The sequence below is a fragment of the Enterobacter ludwigii genome (assembly GCA_023023105.1).
GTDB lineage: Bacteria > Pseudomonadota > Gammaproteobacteria > Enterobacterales > Enterobacteriaceae > Enterobacter > Enterobacter adelaidei.
Genome location: CP083824.1, coordinates 2,599,128 through 2,624,822, shown reverse-complemented (window position 1 = coordinate 2,624,822; position 25,695 = coordinate 2,599,128). Strand labels below are relative to the sequence as shown.

Here is a 25,695-nt window from a genome sequence, read left to right as displayed (position 1 = left end):
ACATGAATCTCACCGCTCGTCTAATACTGATTTTCATCCTTCTGTTACAGGGATGTAGACAGAATACAGATCAAAATCCACAAGACTACTTCAGCGGTCAGCAACTTGTTCTGGCTCAGGCTATTGAGAGCGGCAAGATAGATGAAGTTAAAAAACACCTAACGGGAACCGATCTCAACAAGCCTGGTCAGCGTGATATGACGTTGCTCTTTTGGGCGCTGATGAATACGCTCTATGATAAGAAAACGCAACCGCGCCTACAGATTGTTACGGAACTGATAAGGGCTGGGGCCGACCCGCTTCAACCAAGGCCTAATGGAAAAAGTAGCCCGGCAGAATTTGTTCTTATGGCGGACAGTGGTGACTGGATAAAGGCGATGCTGGATGGTGGATTATCACCCGTTGCTGAAGACAAGACATTTCATGAACCCATAATATTTGAAACCATCAAAGCTCAAACTACTGACACTCTCGTTGTTATGTTAGATCGGGGGGCTGACATTAACGTCACCGACTCACTTAATAGCTCATTATTGTTTGAAGCCTTAAATTACCATGCTTATGAGCACGTCATGCTACTATTGAATCGTGGTGCTGATACTGAAATCAAAGCCAAGAATGGCTGGACGGTGAGTAATCAACTTCAACGTTATCTGGATAGGGCTAAAAAAGACAGCGACGAGTATAAAGACCTTATTGCTATTAAAGAATCACTTATTCGACATGGTGGTAAGTGGCCACCAGATCCGGTCAAAAGAGGGTTTGAGTGAATATAACCGCGAAAAATAAAATATTCTATTTCTGGGGCATTATGGATGTCATTGGTATTGTGTTTTATTCAATTGGCCCATACCACTTGCTTCAGTCATGGTGGGATTCTACAGGCGGAAACTTTGGTGTCATTATCTTTATGCTGATAGCAGGAGGGGTAAACGGTTTATTGGCGGGGCTTTTTTACCTCGTTTACCTTCTGTGGCCGGTTTCATTATGCTTCTCTGCCTGGTTTTTTTTCACAACGCACCGATATGCCGTCCGGTTTGCTCTGGCGCAGGAAGTACTACGCCTGCTCACCATGAGTTGTTCGGTGACCTTGTTCCCAATGATTATAGTCGGTCTGGGAAAGAGTGTTATCCCTCTCAATATCACGCTGTTTGTTTTTTCTGAAATAGTGAAAATTGGTTCGCTCATATTTGTAATGAAAAAATAGTGTTCTGTGAATATCAAGTCTGATTCAGAATAGTCATTATCATCGTACGTTTATTGCCGTAATTATCTACATCGCATAAGCCATATGGATTAACGATTATGCTCAACCGAATTACCGTTCAGCTCCCGGTCGAGGGGCTTCTTTTCTGGAAACTTTCTGGCCGCGAGGCGATGTCCGAATCGTTCGCCCTGACGCTGACGCTGCTCGGCACGGATGCGCGCATTGACCGCAGTAAACTGCTGGGGCAGCCGGTCACGGTCACCATTCCGACGCAGAATCTGCTCACTTCCCGCTACATCAACGGCAAAGTCACACGGGTGGGGGTCAGCGCCGTGGAACTGACGGGCACCCGCTATGCGGTCTATCAGTTAACGGTAGAGCCAGATTTGTGGCCGATGAAACGTGACCGCAACCTGCGAATCTTCCAGGGCCAGACGGTGCCACAGATTGTGAAAACCCTGCTGGGTGAGCATCAGGTCAACGTTGAGGATAAACTCACCGGCAGCTACCGGGTGTGGGATTACTGCGTGCAGTATCAGGAGTCCAGTCTGGACTTCATCAGCCGTCTGATGGAGCTGGAAGGGATTGCGTATCACTTTAATCACGAAGCGGACAAACATACGCTGGTGCTTACCGACGCCGCGACGCAGCATCAGCCGTTCAGTGGCTATGAGGTCATTCCTTACCACCAGACTCCGTCCGGCGGCAGTACGGACGAAGAGGGAATCAGCCAGTGGGCGCTGGAAGACAGCGTCACGCCGGGGATTTACAGCCTCGACGATTATGACTTCCGCAAGCCGAATGCGTGGTTGTTCCAGGCTCAGCAGAACCCCGCGTCACCGAAACCGGGCAGCATCGACGTTTACGACTGGCCGGGTCGCTTTGTAGAGACAGGGCATGCGGAGTTCTATGCCCGTATACGCCAGGAGCGCTGGCAGGTGGAGCATCAGCAGATTCAGGCCACCGCGACGGCGGCAGGAATTGCGCCAGGCCACACCTTCACGTTAACCAACGCGCCGTTCTTCAGCGATAACGGTGAGTATCTGGTGACGGCCGCCGGTTACCACCTCGAAGAGAACCGCTATGCCAGCGGCGAGGGGGAAACCATTCACCGTACCGATTTCACGGTCATCCCGTCGGCGGTGGTCTACCGTCCATTGCAGTCCACGGCATGGCCACGCACCTACGGGCCGCAGACCGCGAAAGTGGTGGGACCGCAGGGGGAAAGTATCTGGACGGATAAATATGGCCGCGTGAAGGTGAAATTCCACTGGGACCGTCTGGCGAAGGGCGATGACACCAGCTCCTGCTGGGTACGCGTGTCGAGCGCGTGGGCGGGCCAGGGCTACGGCGGGGTACAAATCCCGCGCGTCGGCGATGAGGTGGTGGTGGACTTTATCAACGGCGACCCGGACCGTCCGATTATTACCGGCCGCGTGTATAACGACGCGAGCATGCCGCCGTGGGCGCTACCGGCTGCGGCTACGCAGATGGGCTTTATGAGCCGCACGAAAGACGGTTCCGTCGACAACGCAAACGCTCTGCGCTTTGAGGACAAAGCAGGTGCAGAGCAGGTGTGGATCCAGGCCGAGCGCAATATGGATACCAGCGTTAAAAACGATGAAACGCACAGCGTCGGCGGGGAGCGCAGCCATTATGTTAAGAAAAATGAATTGCATCGGGTGGAAGCAAACCAAATCCAGGCCGTAAAAGGCGGAACCGAAATCCTGACGGGTAAAGGCAAGCTGGATGCGGCGGTAGAGCAGTATGTCATTGCTTCCGGGACGAAGCTGCGGCTGGTCTCAGGTGAAAGCGCTATTGAGCTGAATGCTAACGGCAAGATTAACCTGATCGGCAAAGAGTTTAACTTCTTTGTTGAGGGCGATGGTTATATCACCACAGGCGGTAAGCTGCATCTGAATACCTCCGGTACAAATCCAGGTACCACGGCACCGGGAGCGGGACATAAAGGGGATATTGATGCGGCGGTGCAGGAGAAATTTACGACCAAAGGTGAGTAAGGCAGGAGCGGTGCTTGCCGCTCACTTAAAACGTTATCCGTTATGAATCTGAGTGCTGCACCGCTTCGGTTTCACCATGAAAAAACCTGACTCTCTTGCTTTAGTCTTCATTTTTCACCAGTGGTGAGAAACGCAATACACATTCCTTAAATGACAAATAACGTGAAAAAGTGCATCCCGACATATCTCTGCTGTGCCCTGATGTTGACCTGTCTGAGCAGCTATGAGGTATTGGCTCAACAAGTTTTAGTAAAACAGGATTTTTCTGTGCAGGTAAAAGACCATACTGTCGCATTGGGCGACAGGTGGACTCATGACGTTGCGTGTAAAATCGAGGTGCCGGTTGAAGGGAATTTTGTTGGTGAGGTTCCTTTTGACGGAACCAATTATAAATTCTACCAGCATCAAAGGGCTGGGTTAGAAATATTCAGTTCCAATCTCTGGTGGGATAAAGCGGAAAGACGCGTTGATGATTATATCGTGTCGCAGATTACGCTGACGGTAGCGGATATCAAAACGCCGCGTGGTATCCATGTGGGTTCAACGACGACGGAACTGAATAAAGCATACGGTGAGGGTCTGGTCGAAAATGATTCCGGGGAACGGTGGGTTTCCTATGAATTGGGTAAGAAATTGCTCTCTTTTGAGATTAAAGACAGCAAGATCGCAAAAATAACAATGAATTACGATAATGGTACTTCAGAGTGATTATGACCAGAAAATATTTGGCAGCTGCCTTGCTCGCAGCTTTATTGACTGGCACTGTTGAACCGTCATTTGCACTTGAATTATCACAGTACAATAACCTCGATACGGTAAGTCGCATCGTTGACGACAGTGCAGTGACAGACAATCTCAGGAAGGCGCTGGGCCGAGATTATGAGACGTTTATTGATAACTTTGATGTCTTTGGTGAACCGCATACCACCCCAGGTGGCGGATTGTTTGTTGAAGGCTGGCTAAAAGATCTTTATCAGGAGAACGCATCAGCTCTGGTCATCAATCCTGACGGCAAAATCTTTGCGGCCTGGGTGGTTCCGGAGTCGGACGTTATACAATATCGGTCATCTGATAATAGTCCGGATATTCATGCCGATATTCAGCAATGGGCCGCCAGATTTAATACGATGCATTTCGCAATGATGAACTAATCAAGATTATGCACCGTAAAATTTATTGTCAGCAAAGGCAGCCATATTTTAGTCGACCAGTCAGGTCATTGGCTTACAAAATAAAATAGCCAGCCAACAGGCCAGCGTGGATTGGCCATTCCTCTCTCAATAGTCATCATCCCGAGTTCACTTATGAAATACATCCTTCAGGAAGGCTCATTTTCCCTATTCCCTGCTGCCTGGCAGGATAACAGCATGAACATTATTCGTGATGACGAAAGTGGGTTGTCCGTGGTGGTCAGCCGCGGCGTTATCCCGGATGGCAGCGACTACGAACAAGAGTTCCACCGCCAGTGGGATGCGCTGCGTCCTCAGATGGGTGAGATTGCCCAGAGCGAATTCCGCAACGTAAAAGCGGGTCCTGACGGAAAAATTAACGGGCTGGAAGTCGAGACCACCTTTGACCGTAATGGCCAGCGCCTGTGGCAAAAACAGCTGGCCGTTCAGACACCGGGCAAACCGGTATTGATGATTTTTACCCTCTCGGCACTCAGAGCCTTCACCGAAGAGGACGAGGTGCGCTGGAGCGCGCTTAAGCAGAGTCTGACGCTAAACGACAACCGGAATGTGTAAGGCATGAGCGATAACAACGCGGCCCGTAAGGGCGACGAGATTATTCACTCCAGCATTTTTGCTGACATCACCAGCATTGTGGCGGAAGGTGCCGCCTATGCGGTGATCGGTGCGGCGGTGGGCGCGGCAGCCACCGTGGCTGCACCATTGCTGGGGGCGGGGGCTGCTGCCGCAGGCGTGGCGGCGATTGGTTCCAGCTGCTTGCTGAGCGGCATCATTGGCGGTGTGCTGGCAAACGTGGCGGGCATCACCGACGATATCAGCAACGCTGCGGAGGGATTAGGCAATGCGCTTTTCCCGCCGTCGCCTGCGGGTAAAATCACCACCGGCTCGAATAATGTTCTGACGAATGCGATCCCTGCTGCACGCGCGGCGGGCACGCTGACGCCCGCGGATACCCCTTCACCCGAACCGCAGTCCCCGGGTAGCTTTGCCGATTACGCGGGTATGCTGCTTTCCGCTGCCGGACAGTTCGGCAGTGAAATGTGGCAGCCGAGTGTGGCATCTGCCGCTGCGGGGACTTCGCCGCTGGAAGAAGACAAGGTGGCGTGCGAAAAACACTCCGGGCCGCAGTATCTGGCAGAAGGCTCCAAAAGCGTCTTCATCAACGGACAACCCGCTGTGCGTGCGAAAGATCGCACCACCTGCGAAGGCACCGTTTCCGACGATGTCTCCCCGAACGTGATCATTGGCGGCGATACGCTGACGGTCCGCGATATCAAAAGCGGCAAAACGCCTGGGCTGGCGCTGGGGATGATTGCGCTCTCCTTGCTGCGCGGGCGTCCGGGCAAGATCCTGAAAAACATGCCCTGTGCGCTGGCGGCAGCCGGCGGCGGGATGCTGGCCGATATGGCCGTCAATGCCGTGTTTGGCTCCTCGCATCCGGTTCACGCCGCCACTGGCGTGAAGGTCTTGAATGACGACGACGAGCTCGACTTCTCGCTGCCGGGGCGTTTCCCGCTTCGCTGGCAGCGCAGCTATAACAGCCTGACCACCCGCGAAGGGCTGTTTGGCCTGGGCTGGGCTACCACCTTTGACAGCTATCTGACGCTGGAAGAGAACAACGCAACCTGGTTCGATGAAACCGGACGAGAGCTGACTTTTGAGCTGCCGCCGGTTGACCACGCGTTTTACAGCATCAGCGAAGGCATCATTATCCGCCGCAATGAGAGCGGCGACGTGGCGATTGCCGACGATGACGGCGCTGTGTGGCGTCTGTATAAACCAACCCGGGCGGAGCCATCTATCCTGCGTCTGGCCTCTCTCAGCGACGAATACGGCAACGCGCTGCTGACGGAGTGGGATGAGCACGGCAGGCTGGTCGGTCTGCACGATGAGTTGCGGGCGATAGACGTCACCCTGCGCTATGAAGATGAACGTTTCCCGCAGCGTGTTACCGCTGCCAGTCATTTTGACGGTAACCAGACATGGCCGCTGATGCAGTGGCGCTACGATGCGCGCGCACAGCTGGCGAGCGCGACGGATGCCTCCGGCGTGGTGACGCGTGAATACCGCTATAACGACCACGGCATGATGGTCTGGCATCGCCTGCCGGGCGGTCTGGAAAGTGAATACCGCTGGAAAAAATTTGACCACTGGCGCGTGGTGGAAAACCGCACCAGCACAGGGGATGGCTGTCGCTTCACCTACGATCTGGACGCCGGGCTGACCAGTGTTGAACACTACGATGGTCAGAAACGTCAGCACTACTGGAACGCGCAAAATCTGATCGTCCGCTACGTTGACGAGCGCGGCGAGAACTGGCGCTACGCGTGGGATGACAACGAGCTCCTCACGCAACGCATCGATCCGCTCGGGAACGTCGTCACCTTCGTCTACGACGACATGGGCAATCGGGTGCAGGAGATCGACGCCGACGGCAATGCCCGTACCACGACCTGGCTGGAGCACCGTGCGCTTCCCGCGGCGATTATCGAAGCAGACGGCAGCGCTACCCGGTTCTGGTACGACGAACACCACGGCCTGAAACGCGTGGTGGACCCGATGGGGCAGACCACGCAGCTGCGACGGGATGAGTTCGGTCAGGTGGTTGAAGAGGTGGACGCCGCCGGGAACAGCCGCTACCAGGAGTACAACGAGGCCGGACAAGTCGTGCGTGCGACGGATTGCTCTGGCCGCACGACCCGGTATCACTATCATCCGCTGGGCTGGCTGACGACTGAGATAAGCGCTGACGGTGAAGAGACCCATTACCGCTATGACGCGGCAGGGCGTCCGGTGCAGCTTGATCGCCCGGAAGGCTGGACAGAGTCGCTCAAATGGAACGAACGTGGCCTGCCTGTGAAGCATGCTGGCGCCGACGGGAAAGAGAGTGAGTTCAGATACGATGAGGCAGGGCGCTTAACTGCCACCCGCAATACCCGGGGCGAAGAGGTTCGCCGCCGCTGGGACAGCCGCGGGCGTCTGATTGCTCTGGAAAACGAAAACGGCGAAGCGTATCAGTTCCGCTGGGGCGCAGACTCGCTGCTGCTGGAAGAGGTGGGGCTCGATGGGGTGGCCTCGCAGTATCGCTACGACGCCTGCGGGCGCACGATAGCGCGTACCTTTGCCGCCGGTCATCCCGAAGCCATTACTCACGCCTTTGCCTGGAGCGCGAGCGGCCAGTTGGTCGCCCGCACCACGCCGGAAGGGCAGACCCGCTACCATTACACCCCGTCCGGGCTGTTAAGCCGGATTGGCCTGCACCCTGCGCTTTCAGCGGATGCGTGGAGCTCCGAGGCAGAGCAGGAGCTTGCCTTTGAGTATGACGCGCTCGGTCGCGTCACGCGCGAGGCGGGTGAGCACGGCGAGCTGGCGTGGGAGTATGACGCGCTGGGCAACCGCACGTCCGTCACGCTGCCAGATGGCCGCGAGCTGAAGCAGTTCTACTACGGCAGCGGGCATCTGCTCAGCATTGCCCTCGATAAACTGTCGGTCTCCGACTTTACCCGCGACGAACTTCACCGGGAGACCAGCCGCACACAGGGGCTGCTGACCACCCGCAGCGAATACGATCGTCTTGGCCGACTGCATCGCCGGGATGTCTTTACCGGCAACGCTCAGCGCCCTTCGCCGCGTCGCTGGTCCCGCCGCTGGGATTACGACTACCGCAATAACCTGGTGCGGGAAGAGCGGGACGATAACCCGTTCAGCTGGTACCGCTGGCAGTACGACAGCGCCGGACGTCTGCTCGTTCAGGACGGTACGCTGCCCGGACAGGAGCAGTGGCGCTGGGACGCTGCCGGTAACCCGCTCGAAGGATCTGCTGAGAAGGTCACGCACAACCGCCTGACGCAGCTGAACGGCATTCGCTGGCGGTATGACATTCACGGCCGCACCGTGGAGAAGGATAACGGCCAGACCCGCTGGCACTACCGCTACGACGGTGAACATCGCCTGACGGAGGTTATCAGCCAGCCGCGGGACCGCAATAAACCGCAGACGCAGGTGAGCTTCCGCTACGACCCGCTCGGACGCCGCATCAGCAAAACGCGACGCCAGATGCTGGGCGGTCAGCCAACCGGCAAGCCGGTCACAACCCGGTTTGTCTGGGAAGGGTTCCGCCTGCTGCAGGAAGTGCACGGGGATGTGCCGCTGACCTACGTCTACAGCGACCAGGACAGCTACGACCCGCTGGCACGTATTGACGGCGTGGATGCGCCGGAGATTTTCTGGTTCCACTGCCAGCCCAACGGTACGCCGGAGCGGATGACGGATATCGAGGGGCAGGTGCGCTGGGAAGGCGTGAACAGCGCCTGGGGCAAGCTGCTGCGGGAAAGCAAGACGCAGGTATCAGGATATTCTCAGAACCTGCGGATGCAGGGGCAATACCTGGACCGTGAGACAGGGCTGCACTACAATCTGTTCCGGTATTACGACCCGGACTGCGGAAGGTTTACGCAGCAGGACCCGATAGGGCTGGCGGGGGGGATAAACCTTTACCAGTATGCGCCGAATGCGCTGGGGTGGGTGGATCCGTCGGGGTTGAGTAGGTGTTCATCCTCAGGTAAATATAAGCCCGGAACAATTCTTGGACGTACGGTTTATAAAAATACTGTCGATATACATCCTGGAGTTCCTAAATCAGTTCATCCTTCAGTTCATCCGTCAATCAAAGCGAAAGTTAAGGATGGTTGGACAAATGTTGATTTGATGAAAAACGGCTATGCTCCGATTGGTACGGATGGAAAACAAGTGAATCTACATCATGTTCTTGGACAAGAGCCTGGACCAATGGTGGAAATTCTTTCATCTACGCATAAGCTGTATCATAAGCAATTGCATGGATTAATCGAGAACGGTGGTAGTTTCAGAAATACTCCTGAACTTGATAGACAGTACAACAGATTCAGAAGTGCGTATTGGAAGTTGAGAGCATTAGATTTTTAATAGGGTGTAAAAATGATGACTATCAAAGCTGCAATTGAGTATTTGAACAATAATGCGACAGACGAAGTTTTTTGGTTAGGTCAAGTTGATATAGAACAGGTTGACTCACTTGAAAATAACCTGGGCATTAAACTCCCTCATGATTTTCGAGAGTTCTTACTTTTGGTTGGAGGCGGAGGGGTGATTGGAGAGGAGATTTCAGGAGTTGTGGATAATAATGCTCTCGAAGAGTCCGGAGGGGCCGTTTTTTACGATACAATATATTGTCGTAATGAATTTTCACTTCCTGAAAATTATGCAGTTATATATTTTAAAGATGATGAAGTTTGCTGGTGTATAGATTCTAATAGTGATGGCTTTGGAAGGGTTGTTAATTATGACCTGTTTTCCAAGAAAACGACAAACACTATAAGCTCTTCGTTTACTGAATTTTTTGATAATTATGTTAAGTTACGAACGTGATTAGTGGTATGAATTCCAATTAAATCCATGAGTATTTCCCAAGCTGATAAGGTCCAAGAGATAATTTGGACCTTATGATGCGAGTTTTATTGTGTCTAATTTAGAATGTGGGAATGCACCAACGCGATTGAATAGTCATGAGAATACACCGGATAAATCTCATTTGGAACAGCTGACTATATTTGATAATAATTTGACCAAGGCTGAGGCTAAATACTTGGAACAAAGAATTATGGATCTTAATGGTGGAACTAAGTCATAGAATTCCTTAACAAATCTCCTCAATAAAATCAGATTATATAGCCCTAATAACCAAAACGCTAGCATATATTATATTGCGGGTCATAGCTGTGATTGGGGTGGGAAAGTATTGAAAGATGCGTTATCAATTCTGAAAGGTAATGGTTTATGAAAGTAAAATACAAAGAGGGTGACATTTTTGTCATTCCATTGAGTAATGGGGAATATGCGATTTGTCATATTGTTTTTGTTCCAAGCAAAAAATTTAAGCAAGCAATAGGGTTCTGCATATTATCATTACAGAATACTGAAGAACTTATGGATAGCGGTGCATTAACGCCTTTAATTTTTGAAAAGTTTGGTAAGGAGATGAAAGTTATCTTTACTGGCAACCAAAATATCAGCAAAGGCGTTTGGAAAATTATTGGTTACGCTGATCTCACAGAAGAAAAAAAACAACTGAAAATATTTAATTATGCAGGTGGTTTGTATAATGGAGAGGACGAAATCAGGAGGTTATCTGTTGCAGAATACCCTAATTACACAACAATGGGGGTATCAGGGTTTGAGCTTGCCGATAACATTCTGACCAATATTTGAGTATCAGGGGAAGGGTGCTTCCCCTGTCACCTTTCGTATTACAGCCACTCATTAACGCATTGAAAAATATCACAGGAATTTTATTTTTTGATGGCCTGACCTCACATTATAGGTAGAGCGAGAATAAAAATAGAGGTAATGTAATGAATGATAAAAAAATACAAATAGTTGACCTACTGATTTCGCATAGTCAAATATTGTTACGTTCCCGAGATTATGACGAAAAACTGAGTCAGTGGGGAAAAGGCAATGTTTCTCAAGGTGCTGTTCTACACAAGGATTATGTTATATTCGATCCATTACCAGAGGACGCGTTTGGAGCAAACGTCAATATCAAAATAGAGAATGCTTTCAAATTGGATGAAAATGCTCAGCGCTGTATTGTTGTACCATTTTTTATTACGGATAAACATAAGCTGCAAATCGCTTCTGCAACTGAGAAATTCGATTTAAATATAGATGTGAACGATAAAGTTTATTCACTCTTTTATGAGATTTGTGAAGGAGATGAAATTTACTATAATTTCACTCTTGTACCGACAAAAGAAGCTATTGCTGCTAAGTTTTTGCTAGATGATCCTTGGGGAGGAATAAAAGATCATCCTCTCAAAGAAGGGGTTTTTTAAATGTAATATTAACCGGGGAATTAATCTTGGAATAAAAATCCACGCCGAAGCGTGAATTTTTTTCATTCAAAACAAATCAAACGTTAAACAAGAAGTTCATTACGTCGCCATCTTTAACGATGTAATCTTTCCCTTCCGCACGCATTTTGCTTGCTTTTTTCGCGCCTTGCTCTAGATAAGCTGTCGGTCTACGACTTTACCCGCGACGAACTTCACCGGGAGACCAGGCGCATCCAGGGGCTGCTGACCACCCGCAGCGAGTACGACCGTCTTGGCCGACGGCATCGCCGGGATGTATTCACTGGCAATGCCCAGCGCTGCGTCGTTGGGATTACGACTACCGCAATAACCTGGTGCGCGAAGAGCGGGACGATAACCCGTTCAGCTGGTACCGCTGGCAGTACGACAGCGCCGGGCGTCTGCTCGTCCAGGACGGTACGCTGCCCGGCCAGGAGCAGTGGCGCTGGGATGCGGCCGGTAACCCGATCGAAGGATCTGCTGAGAAGGTCACGCACAACCGCCTGACGCAGCTGAACGGCATTCGCTGGCGGTATGACATCCACGGCCGCACCGTGGAGAAGGATAACGGCCAGACCCGCTGGCATTACCGCTACGACGGTGAACATCGCCTGACGGAGGTTATCAGCCAGCCGCGGGACCGCAATAAACCGCAGACGCAGGTGAGCTTCCGCTACGATCCGCTCGGACGCCGCATCAGCAAAACGCGCTGCCAGATGCTGGGCGGACAGCCAGTCGGCAAGCCGGTCACCACCCGGTTTGTCTGGGAAGGGTTCCGCCTGCTGCAGGAGCTGCACGGAGACGTGCCGCTGACCTACGTCTACAGCGACCAGGACAGCTACGACCCGCTGGCGCGTATTGACGGCGTTGATGCGCCGGAGATCTTCTGGTTCCACTTCCAGCCCAACGGCACGCCGGAGCGGATGACCGATATCGAGGGGCAGGTGCGCTGGGAAGGCGTGAACAGCGCCTGGGGCAAGCTGCTGCGTGAAAGCGAGACGCAGGTATCAGGATATTCTCAGAACCTGCGGATGCAGGGGCAATACCTGGACCGTGAGACAGGGCTGCACTACAATCTGTTCCGGTATTACGACCCGGACTGCGGAAGGTTTACGCAGCAGGACCCGATAGGGCTGGCGGGGGGGATAAATCTTTACCAGTATGCGCCGAACCCTATCAAATATATCGACCCGCTTGGATTATGTAAGGCTGAAAGAGCAAGAGCGCGCCAAGCTAAAATGCTAAAAGATGATGTAGGATATAATATTAGTCCAAAAAGTTGGGATCAATATCCTGCAATCGGTCGAGATGGTACATTTATTACAGACAAAAAAGGAGCGTTGAAATATTTCAATGGCATTGAAGACGGAGATATCATTATATCTAAATCTCTTGCTTCAAAAATTGAAAAAGACATGGGTTTATACCCAGGGTCTTTAAGTGAAGGATTTAATATAAGAAAGATTGGTGGCATCTCTAATATGCAGCCACGAAGCCCATTAAGTGGTAATGATTATTTCTTAGGTCCGGGCCAACATTTACCTGGCGGGGCTCCAGAAATGGTGATAAATTCCGTACCAACATCAACTCCAGTAGCTATAAGGGTGAATGTAAATTGAATAAGATGCCAGATGATTCGATTATTGTCATTGATATGGCTGGGACTAGTGTGAAAATACGCGTTCTGGGAAAAGATTTAATTAGAAAAATGCAGGCGATAGGTTTTTCATTAAAAGATGAGCTTATGGTTTTACCTGTAATTGACGATCAGGATAAGCAAAGAATAATAAGGCTATTAGTTGACGAAGGAGCTCTTTTTTTATTTGGATATGGTTGGTATCCATCCGAAGTAATGGATTATTACAAAGAACAAAACATCAACTTTGGTAAATATAAGATTATATACTGGAGTGATAAAGATACATACCATATTGAGGAAAGATAACCCCCCATAAAATAAATGCAGGAGAGCACTTATCAACCATGTTGATAATCTTCGAAGCTCAGGGCAAAAAATTATTTTGGACTCCACCTCCTGAAGGCGCAACTTTCTATTACTTAACATTCAACCTGTCAAAGGAAGTGGTCGTTGTCTGTAGATATCCAGCAAAAAAATGGCTGGCATGATTGGTTTTATTCCTGGGATATGAAACGTAACACGTTGTCACGATCAGGCCCTGCATATTAAGCTCAAATGCGCCCTAAAAATGATAATGATACCGGGTGGCAAAAGAGGGGCTGCACAAGCAGTTCGAACAAACGACGGCTTTGTTGAATAAATCAGATTTCGGGTAAGTCTCCCCCGTAGCGGGTTGTGTTTTCAGGCAATACGCACGCTTTCAGGCATACCTGCTTTCGTCATTTTGTTCAGCGCTCGTACCAGGGCCATAGCCTCTGCAACCTGACCATCGTAGTCACGCAGTGTCAGTGAACCTCCGAACAGCTGTTTTACCCGGTACATCGCCGTTTCCGCTATCGAGCGACGGTTATAATCTGTTGTCCATTTCCACCGCGCATTACTCCCGGTCAGCCGCTGATTCGCAACAGCACGGTTACGGTCTGCATATTCACCGGGCCAGTAACCCGCGCCTTTTCGGGGCGGGATAAGCGCGCTGATTTTCTTACGCCGCAGTTCATCGTGACAGAGCCGGGTGTCGTAAGCGCCGTCTGCCGATGCTGCCCTGATTTTTCTGTGAGTCTGCCGGATAAGACCCGGGAAGGCTTCTGAGTCCGTCACATTGTTCAGCGACAGGTCTGCACAGATGATTTCATGTGTGTTGCTGTCAACTGCCAGATGCAACTTTCGCCAGATACGGCGGCGTTCCTGGCCATGTTTTTTGACTTTCCATTCGCCTTCACCAAAGACCTTCAGCCCGGTGGAATCAATCACCAGATGCGCGATTTCACCCCGGGTGGGCGTTTTGAAACTGACATTAACCGACTTTGCGCGCTTGCTGACACTGGTGTAATCCGGGCAGCGCAACGGAACATTCATCAGTGTAAAAATGGAATCAATAAAACCCTGTGCAGCCCGCAGGGTCAACCTGAACACGCGTTTAATGACCAGAACGGTGGTGATGGCGAGATCAGAATAGCGCTGAGGTCTTCCCCGTGATGAAGGCGTTGCCGACTCATACCAGGCCTGAATAGCTTCATCATCCAGCCAGAAAGTTATGGAGCCACGGTTGATGAGGGCTTTATTGTAGGTGGGCCAGTTGGTGATTTTGAACTTTTGCTTTGCCACGGAACGGTCTGCGTTGTCGGGAAGATGCGTGATCTGATCCTTCAACTCAGCAAAAGTTCGATTTATTCAACAAAGCCACAAACGACGTAAAAACCAAACTAAGAGGCAAGGATGAGCACAGTTTACATTGTCATATTGACCTATATAAAACCACTCGAAGAAATCGACGCAGAGATACCTGCTCATGTTGAGTGGCTTAAAAAGGGGTATTCAGAGGGGATTTTCCTGGCATCGGGTAGACGGATCCCAAGAAACGGTGGGGTCATTCTCGCGAAATGTGAGAGTCTTGCCGCTCTTGAAGAGCGCTTGCGCGAGGATCCTTTTCAGGCGTTGAAGCTTGCGACAGCCGAAATCATTCCATTTGAACCCAGCATGAAAACAGAACTCTTAGACAGTGTGTTTTAACCCCGGAATAAAAAAATCCACGCCAGGGCGTGGATTTTTTTCAGTCAAGACGACTCAGACGTTAAACAAGAAGTTCATCACATCGCCATCTTTAACGATATAATCTTTCCCTTCCGCACGCATCTTGCCTGCTTCTTTCGCGCCTTGCTCACCCTTGTAGGTGATGAAGTCTTCAAACGCGATGGTCTGCGCACGAATAAAGCCTTTCTCGAAGTCGGTGTGAATTTTACCAGCCGCCTGAGGCGCAGTTGCACCCACAGGGATGGTCCACGCACGCACTTCCTTCACCCCAGCGGTGAAGTAGGTCTGCAGGTTCAGCAGCTCATAGCCTGCGCGGATCACGCGGTTCAGGCCCGGCTCTTCCAGACCCAGCTCGGCCATGAACTCTTCACGGTCGGCGTCGTCCAGCTCGGCGATGTCGGATTCAACGGCAGCGCACACCGCCACAACCACAGAACCTTCAGCCGCCGCGATTTCACGCACTTTGTCCAGGTACGGGTTGTTCTCGAAACCGTCTTCGTTAACGTTGGCGATGTACATGGTTGGCTTCAGGGTCAGGAAGCTCAGGTATTTGATTGCCGCCTTGTCTTCTTCCGTCAGATTTTTCAGCGCGCGCAGCATGCCCGCGTTTTCCAGCTGTGGCAGACATTTTTCCAGCGCAGCCAGTTCCGCTTTCGCGTCCTTGTCGCCGCCTTTGGCTTTCTTCTGCACGCGGTGAATTGCGCGTTCGCAGGTGTCGAGATCAGAGAGCGCCAGCTCGGTGTTGATAACGTCGATGTCGTCAGCCGGATCCACTTTGTTGTTTACGTGGATAATGTTGTCGTTCTCGAAGCAGCGCACAACGTGCCCGATCGCTTCGGTTTCACGAATATTAGTCAGGAACTGGTTACCCAGACCTTCACCTTTGGATGCGCCTTTTACCAGGCCCGCGATATCCACGAATTCCATGGTGGTTGGCAGAATGCGCTGCGGCTTCACGATTTCCGCGAGCTGGTCCAGACGCGGGTCCGGCATTGGTACAACACCGGTGTTAGGTTCGATGGTACAGAACGGGAAGTTCGCCGCTTCGATACCCGCTTTGGTAAGCGCGTTAAACAGGGTGGATTTGCCCACGTTTGGCAGACCGACGATACCGCATTTGAATCCCATTTCTAAATCACCTTAATATCTTGATAATCAATCCGTTAACGATAACCGATTGATGAAAAGTAAATAACTACGCCTATTATACACGTAACCCGCATGACGCGCGGTAAAAAAGCCGGATCGGGCGGATTATTGCGCTTTGAAAGCGTGTAAGCGGTTTGTCGCTTTGGTTAACCCATCTTTCAGCCAGATTTCAGTGCAGCGAGCCGCTTCGTCTACCGCCTCGTCAATCAGTTTCTGCTCAGAAACCGGTGGTTTACCGAGTACGAAACCAACAACTTTGTTTTTATCGCCCGGATGACCGATTCCCACGCGCAAACGGTGGAAATTCGGGTTATTGCCCAGCTTGCTGATAATATCTTTTAGACCGTTGTGGCCGCCATGCCCGCCGCCCAGTTTGAATTTTGCCACACCAGGCGGGAGATCCAGTTCATCGTGCGCCACCAGAATTTCATCCGGGTTGATACGATAAAACGTTGCCATCGCCGCCACGGCTTTACCGCTCAGGTTCATAAAGGTGGTTGGTACCAGCAAACGAACATCAGCGCCAGCAAGGTTGATACGTGAGGTATAGCCAAAGAATTTAGGTTCTTCACGCAAAGGAGCACGTAACCGCTCGGCCAGGAGATCGACGTACCATGCCCCGGCATTATGGCGTGTTGCCGCATACTCTGCGCCTGGGTTGGCGAGGCCGACAATCAGTTTAATCGTCACGATTCAATTCCTAATGGGTTCCAGATCTGGCGCGTAGTTTACTGTCTGACGAGCCGCTTGACAAAATTCTGCGATCTTCACAGCGGAATACGAATAATTTCTTATTTAAACAATTAGAATTTCAAGCTGTTCAACGTCTTATTTGTAAACTTTTGTTTGGACGTTATCGGTAATTGTGATCATTCACGCAACTCATAAAAGAGGCGTTGTCTATACTTTACACACAAGGATTAGGGGCTTTTCCCCTGACAACCCAAAGTTCCGGAGGTGACACATGAAACGCAAAAACGCTTCGTTATTCGGTAACGTGCTGATGGGGTTGGGACTGTTCGTGATGGTAGCCGGCGTGGGTTATTCAATTTTAAACCAACTGCCGCAGCTTGACCTCCCGCAATACTTCGCGCACGGCGCGATATTGAGCATCTTCATTGGTGCGGTATTGTGGCTGGCAGGGGCTCGCATGAGCGGTCGTGAGGAAGTGTGTGACAAATACTGGTGGGTGCGCCACTACGACAAGCGCTGTCGTCGTGACCAGCACAAGCACAGTTAGTGCGACGATAAAGAACACCGAAACGGCTCCCAAGGGAGTCGTTTTTTTTTGCACGGACATGAAGCAGGAACCGCATATGATGAAGGGGATATGGATGGTGCCTGCCGTGCTTGCATCGCTCCAGCAGGCCACCCGGGTGATGATGCAGAGACATTATTCTGCATCAGACCACTCACAGATCCGCTAATGCGGCTTCACGGTTAGGGTAGAAGGAGAGTCGGCCAGGGATTGGCTGCACGCCCGCGCGCGCCATGGTGCGTAGGGGCTGGAATTCCAGGTTACTCACGCGCAGCTCACAGCCTTCCGGCAGACGTTTCACAAAGCGCTGGAAGGCATCCAGTCCACCGGCATCCAGCACCGGAACGGCATCCCATTTCAGCACCACAATCCGTTTCCCCGCGATGCGGGATTCGAGATCGCTGAACAGCCCCTCCGCGGCGGCAAAGAACAGCGGGCCAATCACACGCAAAACCAGCACATCGTCAGGCACTTCGACGTTCACCGGGGAAAGACGCGTCATCTGCGCAATACGACGCATAAACAGCAGGGACGCCAGCACAATCCCGACGCTGATGGCAATGACCATATCAAACAGCACGGTCAGCGACATACAAAGCAGCATCACGATAATGTCGTCTTTCGGTGCGCGACGCAGCAGGTTCACCACCTTATGCGCCTCACTCATGTTCCAGGCTACCATCAACAGCAGAGCGGCCATGGCTGAAAGCGGTAGCCAGGAGAGCAACGGAGCAAGGATAAGCAGGGCGAGGATCACCAGCACGGAGTGGATCACTGCCGAAATGGGGGATGTTGCCCCGGCACGCACGTTTGCCGCGGAGCGTGCGATGGCTGCCGTTGCAGTGATGCCGCCAAAGAACGGTGCGATAAGGTTACCCAGACCCTGACCAACCAGCTCGCTGTTGGCTTTATGCTTCGTTCCCGTCATGCCGTCCAGTACCACCGCACAGAGCAGAGATTCAATGGCCCCCAGCATTGCCATTGAGAAGGCTGCGGGAAGGAGGGCGCGCAGGGAATCCCAGCTTAGCGTGAAGCTGGAACCGGGCATATCCCACGGCAACACCAGCTGCGGTAACAGCTGCGGAATACCGCTTCCCTGTGAACCGTCCGCCAGAACATAGTGGAACTGCGAGCCGATAGTCGCGACATGGCCACCGAACATATTGACGATGGCCATTACCGCGCAGCCCAGCAGCAGCGCGGGCAGATGGCCAGGGAGACGAATGCCCAGACGAGGCCACACAATCAGCGTACCCAGCGTCACAATCCCGATGGCGGCGTCGCCCAGGTTGGCGGTCGGCAGCGCCATAATTAGCGCACCGATTTTTTGCAGATAGTGTTCAGGTACGTGGGGCATCTGCAGACCCAGGAAGTCCTTGATCTGCATGGTTCCGATGGTGATACCAATCCCGGAGGTGAACCCCAGCGTCACGGAAAGGGGGATGTATTCAATCAACCTGCCAAAACGGGCAAGACCGAATAAAATCAAAAAGACGCCGGACATCAGGGTGGCAACCAGCAGGCCTGCCAGGCCAAACTGCTGGGAAACCGGGTAGAGGATCACCACAAAGGCAGCGGTCGGGCCAGAGACGCTGAAGCGCGAACCGCCGGTCAGGGCAATGACGATCCCGGCAACGGCCGAAGTATAAAGGCCATACTGCGGCGCAACGCCGCTGCCAATCGCCAGCGCCATTGCCAGCGGAATGGCGATAATGCCGACGGTGATCCCGGCTATCAGGTCACGTAGAAAGCGTGACGAGGTGTACTTCTCTTTCCAGCAAGCGTCGATGAGGGCGCGAAAGGGCAGAACATGTGAGGAGGTTACGTTTTTCACAATTATCTATCTTCCAGATGCGCATCATCTGTCATATGAATGGCAGGTGAAGGAGGCATTGATCATACAAATAAATATTAAAGACAAAAAAACCCGCCGCAGCGGGTTTTTTGGCCGTGCTCGATTAGTGTTCGAACATAGCTGAGATGGATTCTTCGTTGCTGATACGACGAATCGCTTCGGCCAGCATCCCGGACAGGGTCAAAGTACGTACGTTTGGCAGCGCTTTGATTTCGTCACTCAGTGGGATGGTATCGCACACCACAACTTCGTCAATGACGGAGTTACGGAGGTTGTTTACCGCGTTACCGGAGAAGATCGGGTGAGTTGCGTAAGCGAATACGCGCTTGGCACCACGTTCTTTCAGTGCTTCTGCAGCTTTACACAGCGTACCGCCGGTATCGATCATGTCGTCAACCAGCACGCAGTCACGGCCAGCTACGTCACCGATGATATGCATCACCTGAGAAACGTTAGCGCGCGGACGACGTTTGTCGATGATCGCCATATCGGTATCGTTCAGCAGCTTCGCGATAGCACGAGCACGTACCACGCCGCCGATGTCCGGAGAAACCACAATTGGGTTGTCCAGGTTCAGTTGCAGCATGTCTTCCAGCAGAATAGGGCTGCCGAATACGTTATCAACCGGGACGTCGAAGAAGCCCTGGATCTGCTCTGCGTGCAGGTCAACGGTCAGTACGCGGTCAACGCCGACGCTGGACAGGAAGTCAGCGACAACTTTGGCGGTGATAGGTACACGTGCAGAACGAACACGGCGGTCCTGACGGGCATAGCCGAAGTAAGGGATTACAGCAGTGATACGGCCTGCTGAAGCACGACGCAGCGCGTCGACCATAACAACCAGTTCCATCAGGTTGTCATTTGTTGGAGCACAGGTGGACTGGATGATGAAAATATCACCACCGCGTACATTTTCGTTAATTTGTACGCTGACTTCGCCGTCGCTAAAGCGACCTACGGCGGCGTCGCCGAGGGAAGTGTACAGGCGGTTGGCAATACGTTGTGCTAGTTCCGGGGTGGCGTTACCAGCAAAAAGCTTCATATCAGGCACGAGAAGAACCTCAGGCATGCGTCCAGTGGTGGATAGCGTTCGCCGCAAACTGTGCGGGCCAGGCGAATACTATCCAGGCGGTGTATTAAAGAGCGCGATGCAACGTCTGGAACAGGGTGACGTTGTCACCGAAACTCAGTCTGCGCCAGAATGGTCTGCTGTAGGGGAGACGTGTTCATCCCACGCGCTACAAAACCATGCAGCCAAACCGGCGCTTGCTCAAGCACCTGACGAGCGGCGGATTCGGTGTCAAATTCAGCAAAGACACAGGCCCCTGTACCAGTCAGGCGCGACGGCGCGTATTCTAACAGCCAGGAAAGCACCGCATCAACCTCGCGAAAACGTTTTCTTGCGATATCCTCGCAATCGTTGCTGAATTCACAATTTAATAACGTTTCTATTGACCGAACCGGAGTATCTCTTTTCAGGTCAGGATCTTTAAAGATGACCGGGGTCGGAATGCTCACGCCGGGGTGGGCAACGAGATACCATTTTTCTGGCGGCTCGACCGGAGTGAGGACCTCTCCTACACCTTCGGCAAATGCCGCATGACCACGAATAAATACCGGTACATCCGCGCCCAGCGTCAATCCTAAGGCTGCCAGTTCGTCCGTCGACAGCCCACAACCCCAGAGATGGTTCAGAGCAACCAGCACGGTTGCGGCATTGGATGAGCCTCCACCGAGACCGCCACCCATTGGCAGACGTTTCTCAATGAGGATATCTGCGCCGCTTCCTGTCGGTAGTCGTCCGGCGTCAGTTGCCGCTTTCATCAGCAGGCGCGCCGCGCGGACAATTAGGTTGTCCTCATGCGCCACACCATCGACAGGCGTCAGCAGGCAAACCTGCCCGTCCTGACGCAGCTCAATCGAGATTGTGTCGGCATAGTCAATAAACTGAAACAGCGTCTGCAGGGTGTGATAGCCATCAGCACGCTGGCCGGTGATGTATAAAAACAGGTTCAGTTTTGCCGGAGAGGGCCAGTGGGTCATCATTTAACGATCCAGTTGTCCATTTTCAGCTTGATACGCTGGCTGCCCTGGGTCAGTTCCATATTCGATGGCAGAGAAGGTTTACTGTTGCTGTCATAGGCGCTGTACACCACTTTCCAGGTTTTGCCATTCTGCGCGTAATTCACCTGGCTTAGACGGTACTGATCGTCAAGCTGGTAGTCGGTGGCATCCCCCGGCAGGCCAAGGATCCACTGGCGCAGGCTGTTGAGCGGGATAGGCATTCCCGTCAGCTTACCAATCATCTCTTCGGCATCTGTCGCGGTGTAATGCTGGCCTTTGTTATCGGTGATCTGCGCTTCGCCCGGTTTCGCGATAAGCTCCAGTTCGGTGCTGCCCAGCGGGTTCAGCAGCAGCAGACGGTAGTTGTCCTGGCCTGTTTGCTGCCAGAAGAAACGCGCATAAACCTTTTGTTCGTCAGAGAGATACGCGAAAGCGCCGCGAGTCTGGTACTGGCTCAAATTACGGACGTCCTGCTGGTGTTGACGCCACTGCGGAGAATCAGGGCTTTTGCCTGGGCCTTTTGGTTGGGTGACAGTACAGGCGGTCAGAACCAGTGCGGCCAGCGGCAGCAGGCGAATCAGTCGGGTCATAATGAGGACAAATCCTTGAGATACGTTGCAGTTATAACTGTTAATGCTAGCGTTGAAGGGCCCCACCGTCTACGTTCAAATTATCTCAAAGCGCGATGTAACCTATTACTCCGAAAGGGTGCAGTCTCTTTTATTGATCTCGCGCATCCTGTATGATGCGTTCTGCTAACCTTATTAACGCTGGTACTACTCCCGCTCAACATGACCTTATTAGCACTCGGCATTAACCACAAAACAGCCCCGGTTTCGCTGCGAGAACGCGTAACGTTTTCGCCAGACACGCTTGACCTGGCGCTGGACAGCTTGCTTGCACAACCTATGGTGCAGGGTGGCGTGGTGCTCTCGACGTGCAACCGTACCGAGCTTTATTTGAGTGTGGAAGAGCAGGATAACCTGCACGAGGCGCTGATCCGCTGGCTATGCGACTACCACAATCTCAACGAAGACGAACTGCGCAATAGCCTGTACTGGCATCAGGACAATGATGCCGTCAGCCATCTGATGCGCGTGGCCAGCGGGCTGGATTCGCTGGTTCTCGGCGAGCCGCAAATTCTGGGGCAGGTGAAAAAAGCGTTTGCGGATTCGCAAAAAGGGCATCTGAAGGCCAGTGAGCTGGAACGTATGTTCCAGAAGTCATTCTCCGTGGCTAAGCGTGTGCGAACCGAAACCGACATTGGTGCCAGTGCGGTTTCTGTTGCTTTCGCGGCCTGCACCCTTGCACGCCAAATCTTTGAATCCCTGTCGACCGTTACCGTGATGCTGGTGGGTGCGGGCGAAACCATCGAACTTGTCGCGCGCCATCTGCGCGAACATAAAGTGAAAAAGATGATTATCGCCAACCGTACCCGCGAACGTGCTCAGGTGCTGGCGGACGAAGTGGGCGCAGAGGTGGTGGCGTTAAGCGACATTGATGAACGCCTGAAAGAGGCGGACATTATTATCAGCTCTACCGCCAGCCCACTGCCGATCATCGGTAAAGGGATGGTGGAGCGTGCGCTGAAATCCCGTCGTAATCAGCCGATGCTGCTGGTGGATATCGCCGTCCCGCGCGATGTTGAGCCAGAAGTCGGTAAACTGGCTAACGCCTATCTTTACAGCGTGGATGACCTGCAAAGTATCATTTCGCACAACCTTGCCCAGCGTAAAGCGGCGGCAGTGCAGGCGGAAACCATTGTTGAGCAGGAAACCAGTGAGTTTATGGCCTGGCTGCGCGCGCAAAGCGTCAGCGAGACCATCCGCGAGTATCGCGGGCAGGCGGAGCAGGTGCGTGATGACCTGACAGCCAAAGCGTTAGCGGCCCTGGAACAGGGCGGCGACGCACACGCTATTATGCAGGATCTGGCATGGAAACTGACCAACCGCCTGATCCATGCCCCAACCAAATCTCTTCAGCAGGCTGCCCGTGACGGGGATGATGAACGCCTGACTATTCTGCGCAACAGCCTCGGGCTGGAATAGCGCCCTATACCCATTTTCTAAGAAAAGGTGCACTTACGCCTATGAAGCCTTCTATCGTCGCTAAACTGGAAGCTCTGCACGAGCGCCATGAGGAAGTACAGGCGCTGCTCGGTGATGCCGGGACCATTGCGGACCAGGAACGTTTTCGCGCGCTCTCTCGCGAATACGCGCAGTTAAGTGATGTTTCTAAATGCTTTACTGACTGGCGACAGGTTCAGGAAGATATTGAAACTGCGCAGATGATGCTTGATGACCCTGAAATGCGCGAAATGGCGCAGGAAGAGTTGCAGGATGCGAAAGCGCGTTCGGAAGAGATGGAACAGCAGCTTCAGGTGCTGTTGCTGCCGAAAGATCCGGACGATGAACGTAACGCATTTGTGGAAGTCCGCGCCGGTACCGGCGGTGATGAAGCGGCCCTGTTTGCCGGGGATCTGTTCCGCATGTACAGCCGCTACGCTGAATCGCGCCGCTGGCGTGTGGAGATCATGAGCGCCAACGAAGGCGAGCATGGTGGTTTTAAAGAAGTGATCGCGAAGATCAGCGGCGACGGCGTATACGGTTGTCTCAAGTTTGAATCTGGCGGTCATCGTGTGCAGCGCGTACCTGCCACCGAATCGCAGGGGCGTATTCATACGTCAGCCTGTACCGTTGCGGTCATGCCGGAGCTGCCGGAAGCGGAACTGCCGGACATCAACCCGGCGGACCTGCGTATTGATACCTTCCGTTCCTCCGGAGCGGGTGGTCAGCACGTTAACACCACCGACTCCGCCATCCGTATTACCCACCTGCCGACCGGTATTGTCGTTGAATGTCAGGACGAACGTTCGCAGCATAAAAACAAAGCCAAAGCGCTTTCCGTGCTCGGTGCGCGTATCCACGCGGCAGAAATGGCAAAACGCCAGCAGGCAGAAGCGTCGACCCGCCGTAACCTGCTGGGCAGCGGCGACCGCAGCGACCGTAACCGCACCTACAACTTCCCGCAGGGGCGCGTGACCGACCACCGCATCAACCTGACGCTTTACCGTCTGGACGAAGTGATGGAAGGCAAGCTGGATATGCTGATTGAGCCTATTGTGCAGGAATACCAGGCCGATCAGCTGGCGGCGCTGTCCGAGCAGGAATAATGGATTTCCAGCGCTGGTTACGCCAGGCCGTCGGTGAGCTTTCAGAAAGTGAGAGTCCTAAACGCGATGCCGAAATCTTGCTTGAGCATGTGACGGGGAAACCGCGCACGTATCTGCTGGCTTTCGGGGAAACACAGCTGGCTTCTGAGCAGGAGGCGCAACTCGCCATACTGCTTGCCCGTCGTAAGGCCGGTGAGCCGGTGGCGCATCTGGTTGGAGAGCGTGAATTCTGGTCGTTACCTTTGTACGTTTCGGCAGCGACCCTGATCCCACGTCCGGACACCGAGTGTCTGGTCGAGCAGGCGCTGGCGCGTTTACCGGCTAGCGCCACTCGAATCCTCGATCTAGGTACTGGGACGGGCGCCATTGCGCTGGCGCTCGCCAGTGAACGCCCGGACTGTGATGTGACGGCAGTGGATGTGATGCCAGACGCGGTAGCGCTGGCAAAGCGTAACGTGGACAGGCTCGGCCTGACTAATGTCACCGTACTGCACAGCAGCTGGTTTAGCGCGCTAGAAAATCACACGTTTGGGATGATTGTCAGCAACCCTCCTTACATTGACGAACATGATCCGCATCTTGCGCAGGGAGATGTCCGTTTCGAACCGCTGACGGCCCTGGTCGCCGCTAACGAGGGACTGGCCGATCTTGATCACATTGTGACAACGTCACGGAAGCATTTAGTTCGCGGCGGCTGGCTGCTGGTGGAGCACGGCTGGACGCAGGGAGAAGCCGTGCGGGCGCTGTTTACGCAAGCAGGCTACACCGCAGTGGAAACCTGCCGCGACTACGGCGGCAACGAACGTCTGACGCTGGGGCAGTGGTGATGAGCCTGTTTACTGTGCTTATTTCCGCTCACCTGATTTCCGTTGCGCTGACCATCGGTTTTTTCATCGTGCGCTACTGGTGGCGTTACAGCAACAATCCGCTGATGGATGCCCGCTGGGTGCGTGTCGCACCGCACTGTATCGATACGGTTCTGTTCCTGACTGGCGCCGGACTCATGTGGAAGACCGGCTATCTGCCATTTACTGATAAAGGCGCATGGCTGACTGAAAAGCTGTTTGGCGTTATCATCTATATCGTTTTGGGTTTTATCGCGCTTGGGCGTCGTCGTCCGCGCAGCCAGCAGGTGGGATTTATTGCCTTTCTGCTGGGTCTGGTGGTGCTGTACATCATCATTAAACTCGCCACCACAAGAATACCGTTACTGGGGTAA

The 25,695-nt window shown here is 52.9% G+C and carries 25 protein-coding genes and 2 pseudogenes; 19 read left to right on the top strand and 8 right to left on the bottom strand.

Annotation, left to right across the window (positions count from 1 at the left end; all coding sequences use genetic code 11):
• Positions 1–2 precede the first annotated feature (2 nt).
• The 10 genes from LCD46_12740 (at position 3) to LCD46_12695 (ending at position 11,290) form a co-directional block, all read left to right on the top strand.
• Entirely contained in the window at positions 3–770 is a 768-nt protein-coding gene (locus LCD46_12740; protein ID UOY68970.1) for an ankyrin repeat domain-containing protein, read from the top strand.
• A complete protein-coding gene (locus LCD46_12735; protein ID UOY68969.1) occupies positions 767–1,207 on the top strand; it encodes a hypothetical protein in 441 nt (146 codons plus the stop codon). Before LCD46_12740 ends, LCD46_12735 begins: the two co-directional genes overlap by 4 nt.
• Before the next feature lie 98 nt (positions 1,208–1,305).
• Complete coding sequence (vgrG, locus tag LCD46_12730; protein ID UOY68968.1) at positions 1,306–3,228, top strand: type VI secretion system tip protein VgrG; 1,923 nt, start codon at positions 1,306–1,308, stop codon at positions 3,226–3,228.
• A gap of 162 nt (positions 3,229–3,390) precedes the next feature.
• The gene (locus LCD46_12725) at positions 3,391–3,936 is read left to right on the top strand and encodes a hypothetical protein (protein UOY68967.1); all 546 of its coding nucleotides are present in this window, start codon (positions 3,391–3,393) and stop codon (positions 3,934–3,936) included.
• Positions 3,937–3,938: 2 nt separating this feature from the next.
• Entirely contained in the window at positions 3,939–4,379 is a 441-nt protein-coding gene (locus LCD46_12720) for a hypothetical protein (protein UOY68966.1), read from the top strand.
• Between the two features lie 153 nt (positions 4,380–4,532).
• Positions 4,533–4,973 (top strand): DUF1795 domain-containing protein, encoded by a 441-nt coding sequence (locus tag LCD46_12715; GenBank protein ID UOY68965.1) that lies wholly within the window; start codon positions 4,533–4,535, stop codon positions 4,971–4,973.
• A 3-nt stretch (positions 4,974–4,976) separates the two neighbouring features.
• Positions 4,977–9,362 (top strand): DUF6531 domain-containing protein, encoded by a 4,386-nt coding sequence (locus tag LCD46_12710; GenBank protein UOY68964.1) that lies wholly within the window; start codon positions 4,977–4,979, stop codon positions 9,360–9,362.
• Between the two features lie 12 nt (positions 9,363–9,374).
• Positions 9,375–9,824 carry an SMI1/KNR4 family protein gene (locus tag LCD46_12705; GenBank protein UOY68963.1) on the top strand — a complete coding sequence of 150 codons (450 nt, stop codon included), beginning with the start codon at positions 9,375–9,377 and terminating at the stop codon, positions 9,822–9,824.
• 408 nt (positions 9,825–10,232) lie between these two features.
• Complete coding sequence (locus LCD46_12700; protein UOY68962.1) at positions 10,233–10,664, top strand: immunity 26/phosphotriesterase HocA family protein; 432 nt, start codon at positions 10,233–10,235, stop codon at positions 10,662–10,664.
• Positions 10,665–10,807: 143 nt separating this feature from the next.
• Positions 10,808–11,290, top strand: coding sequence for a competence protein ComJ (locus LCD46_12695; protein ID UOY68961.1), 483 nt, complete (start codon positions 10,808–10,810; stop codon positions 11,288–11,290).
• 76 nt (positions 11,291–11,366) lie between these two features.
• On the opposite strand, the gene LCD46_12690 is transcribed toward LCD46_12695, so the two are convergent.
• Entirely contained in the window at positions 11,367–11,435 is a 69-nt protein-coding gene (locus tag LCD46_12690; protein ID UOY72957.1) for a DUF933 domain-containing protein, read from the bottom strand.
• A gap of 20 nt (positions 11,436–11,455) precedes the next feature.
• Between LCD46_12690 and LCD46_12685 the strand changes: the two are divergent.
• Positions 11,456–12,510, top strand: a pseudogene (locus tag LCD46_12685) (RHS domain-containing protein).
• A gap of 422 nt (positions 12,511–12,932) precedes the next feature.
• The gene (locus tag LCD46_12680; protein ID UOY72956.1) at positions 12,933–13,253 is read left to right on the top strand and encodes a hypothetical protein; all 321 of its coding nucleotides are present in this window, start codon (positions 12,933–12,935) and stop codon (positions 13,251–13,253) included.
• A 375-nt stretch (positions 13,254–13,628) separates the two neighbouring features.
• Here the strand turns inward: LCD46_12680 and LCD46_12675 are convergent, their stop codons facing one another.
• On the bottom strand, positions 13,629–14,597 hold the full coding sequence (locus LCD46_12675) for an IS5 family transposase (GenBank protein ID UOY68960.1): 969 nt from the start codon (positions 14,595–14,597) through the stop codon (positions 13,629–13,631).
• A 66-nt stretch (positions 14,598–14,663) separates the two neighbouring features.
• Between LCD46_12675 and LCD46_12670 the strand changes: the two genes are divergently transcribed.
• Positions 14,664–14,957: a YciI family protein gene (locus tag LCD46_12670; protein ID UOY68959.1), complete on the top strand. Its 294-nt coding sequence runs from the start codon at positions 14,664–14,666 to the stop codon at positions 14,955–14,957.
• 54 nt (positions 14,958–15,011) lie between these two features.
• Here LCD46_12670 and ychF read toward each other — a convergent pair whose 3' ends face one another.
• Positions 15,012–16,106, bottom strand: a complete 1,095-nt coding sequence (gene ychF, locus LCD46_12665; protein UOY68958.1) for a redox-regulated ATPase YchF — start codon at positions 16,104–16,106, stop codon at positions 15,012–15,014.
• 126 nt (positions 16,107–16,232) lie between these two features.
• Positions 16,233–16,817 (bottom strand): aminoacyl-tRNA hydrolase, encoded by a 585-nt coding sequence (gene pth / locus LCD46_12660; GenBank protein UOY68957.1) that lies wholly within the window; start codon positions 16,815–16,817, stop codon positions 16,233–16,235.
• 274 nt (positions 16,818–17,091) lie between these two features.
• On the opposite strand from pth, the gene ychH reads away from it, so the two are divergent.
• Together ychH and LCD46_12650 are read left to right on the top strand one after the other, a co-directional pair.
• Entirely contained in the window at positions 17,092–17,367 is a 276-nt protein-coding gene (gene ychH / locus LCD46_12655) for a stress-induced protein YchH (GenBank protein UOY68956.1), read from the top strand.
• Between the two features lie 58 nt (positions 17,368–17,425).
• Positions 17,426–17,554: pseudogene (locus LCD46_12650) on the top strand (MerR family transcriptional regulator).
• Here the strand turns inward: LCD46_12650 and dauA are convergent.
• From dauA to lolB, 4 genes are all read right to left on the bottom strand, one after another.
• The gene (gene dauA, locus LCD46_12645) at positions 17,540–19,219 is read right to left on the bottom strand and encodes a C4-dicarboxylic acid transporter DauA (protein ID UOY68955.1); all 1,680 of its coding nucleotides are present in this window, start codon (positions 19,217–19,219) and stop codon (positions 17,540–17,542) included. The pseudogene LCD46_12650 and the gene dauA sit on opposite strands and share 15 nt — an antisense overlap.
• Before the next feature lie 124 nt (positions 19,220–19,343).
• Positions 19,344–20,291, bottom strand: coding sequence for a ribose-phosphate diphosphokinase (prs, locus tag LCD46_12640; protein ID UOY68954.1), 948 nt, complete (start codon positions 20,289–20,291; stop codon positions 19,344–19,346).
• Positions 20,292–20,416: 125 nt separating this feature from the next.
• Positions 20,417–21,286, bottom strand: a complete 870-nt coding sequence (gene ispE / locus LCD46_12635) for a 4-(cytidine 5'-diphospho)-2-C-methyl-D-erythritol kinase (protein ID UOY68953.1) — start codon at positions 21,284–21,286, stop codon at positions 20,417–20,419.
• Entirely contained in the window at positions 21,283–21,894 is a 612-nt protein-coding gene (gene lolB / locus LCD46_12630) for a lipoprotein insertase outer membrane protein LolB (protein ID UOY68952.1), read from the bottom strand. The genes ispE and lolB overlap by 4 nt, the downstream gene beginning before the upstream one ends.
• A 201-nt stretch (positions 21,895–22,095) precedes the next feature.
• Here lolB and hemA point away from each other — a divergent pair, with 201 nt between their 5' ends.
• The 4 genes from hemA to sirB2 are packed head-to-tail and all read left to right on the top strand — an operon-like array spanning position 22,096 to position 25,695.
• Positions 22,096–23,352 carry a glutamyl-tRNA reductase gene (gene hemA, locus LCD46_12625; GenBank protein ID UOY68951.1) on the top strand — a complete coding sequence of 419 codons (1,257 nt, stop codon included), beginning with the start codon at positions 22,096–22,098 and terminating at the stop codon, positions 23,350–23,352.
• 41 nt (positions 23,353–23,393) lie between these two features.
• Positions 23,394–24,476 carry a peptide chain release factor 1 gene (gene prfA / locus LCD46_12620; protein ID UOY68950.1) on the top strand — a complete coding sequence of 361 codons (1,083 nt, stop codon included), beginning with the start codon at positions 23,394–23,396 and terminating at the stop codon, positions 24,474–24,476.
• Entirely contained in the window at positions 24,476–25,303 is an 828-nt protein-coding gene (gene prmC, locus LCD46_12615; protein ID UOY68949.1) for a peptide chain release factor N(5)-glutamine methyltransferase, read from the top strand. Before prfA ends, prmC begins: the two co-directional genes overlap by 1 nt.
• Positions 25,303–25,695: an invasion regulator SirB2 gene (gene sirB2 / locus LCD46_12610; protein UOY68948.1), complete on the top strand. Its 393-nt coding sequence runs from the start codon at positions 25,303–25,305 to the stop codon at positions 25,693–25,695. Before prmC ends, sirB2 begins: the two co-directional genes overlap by 1 nt.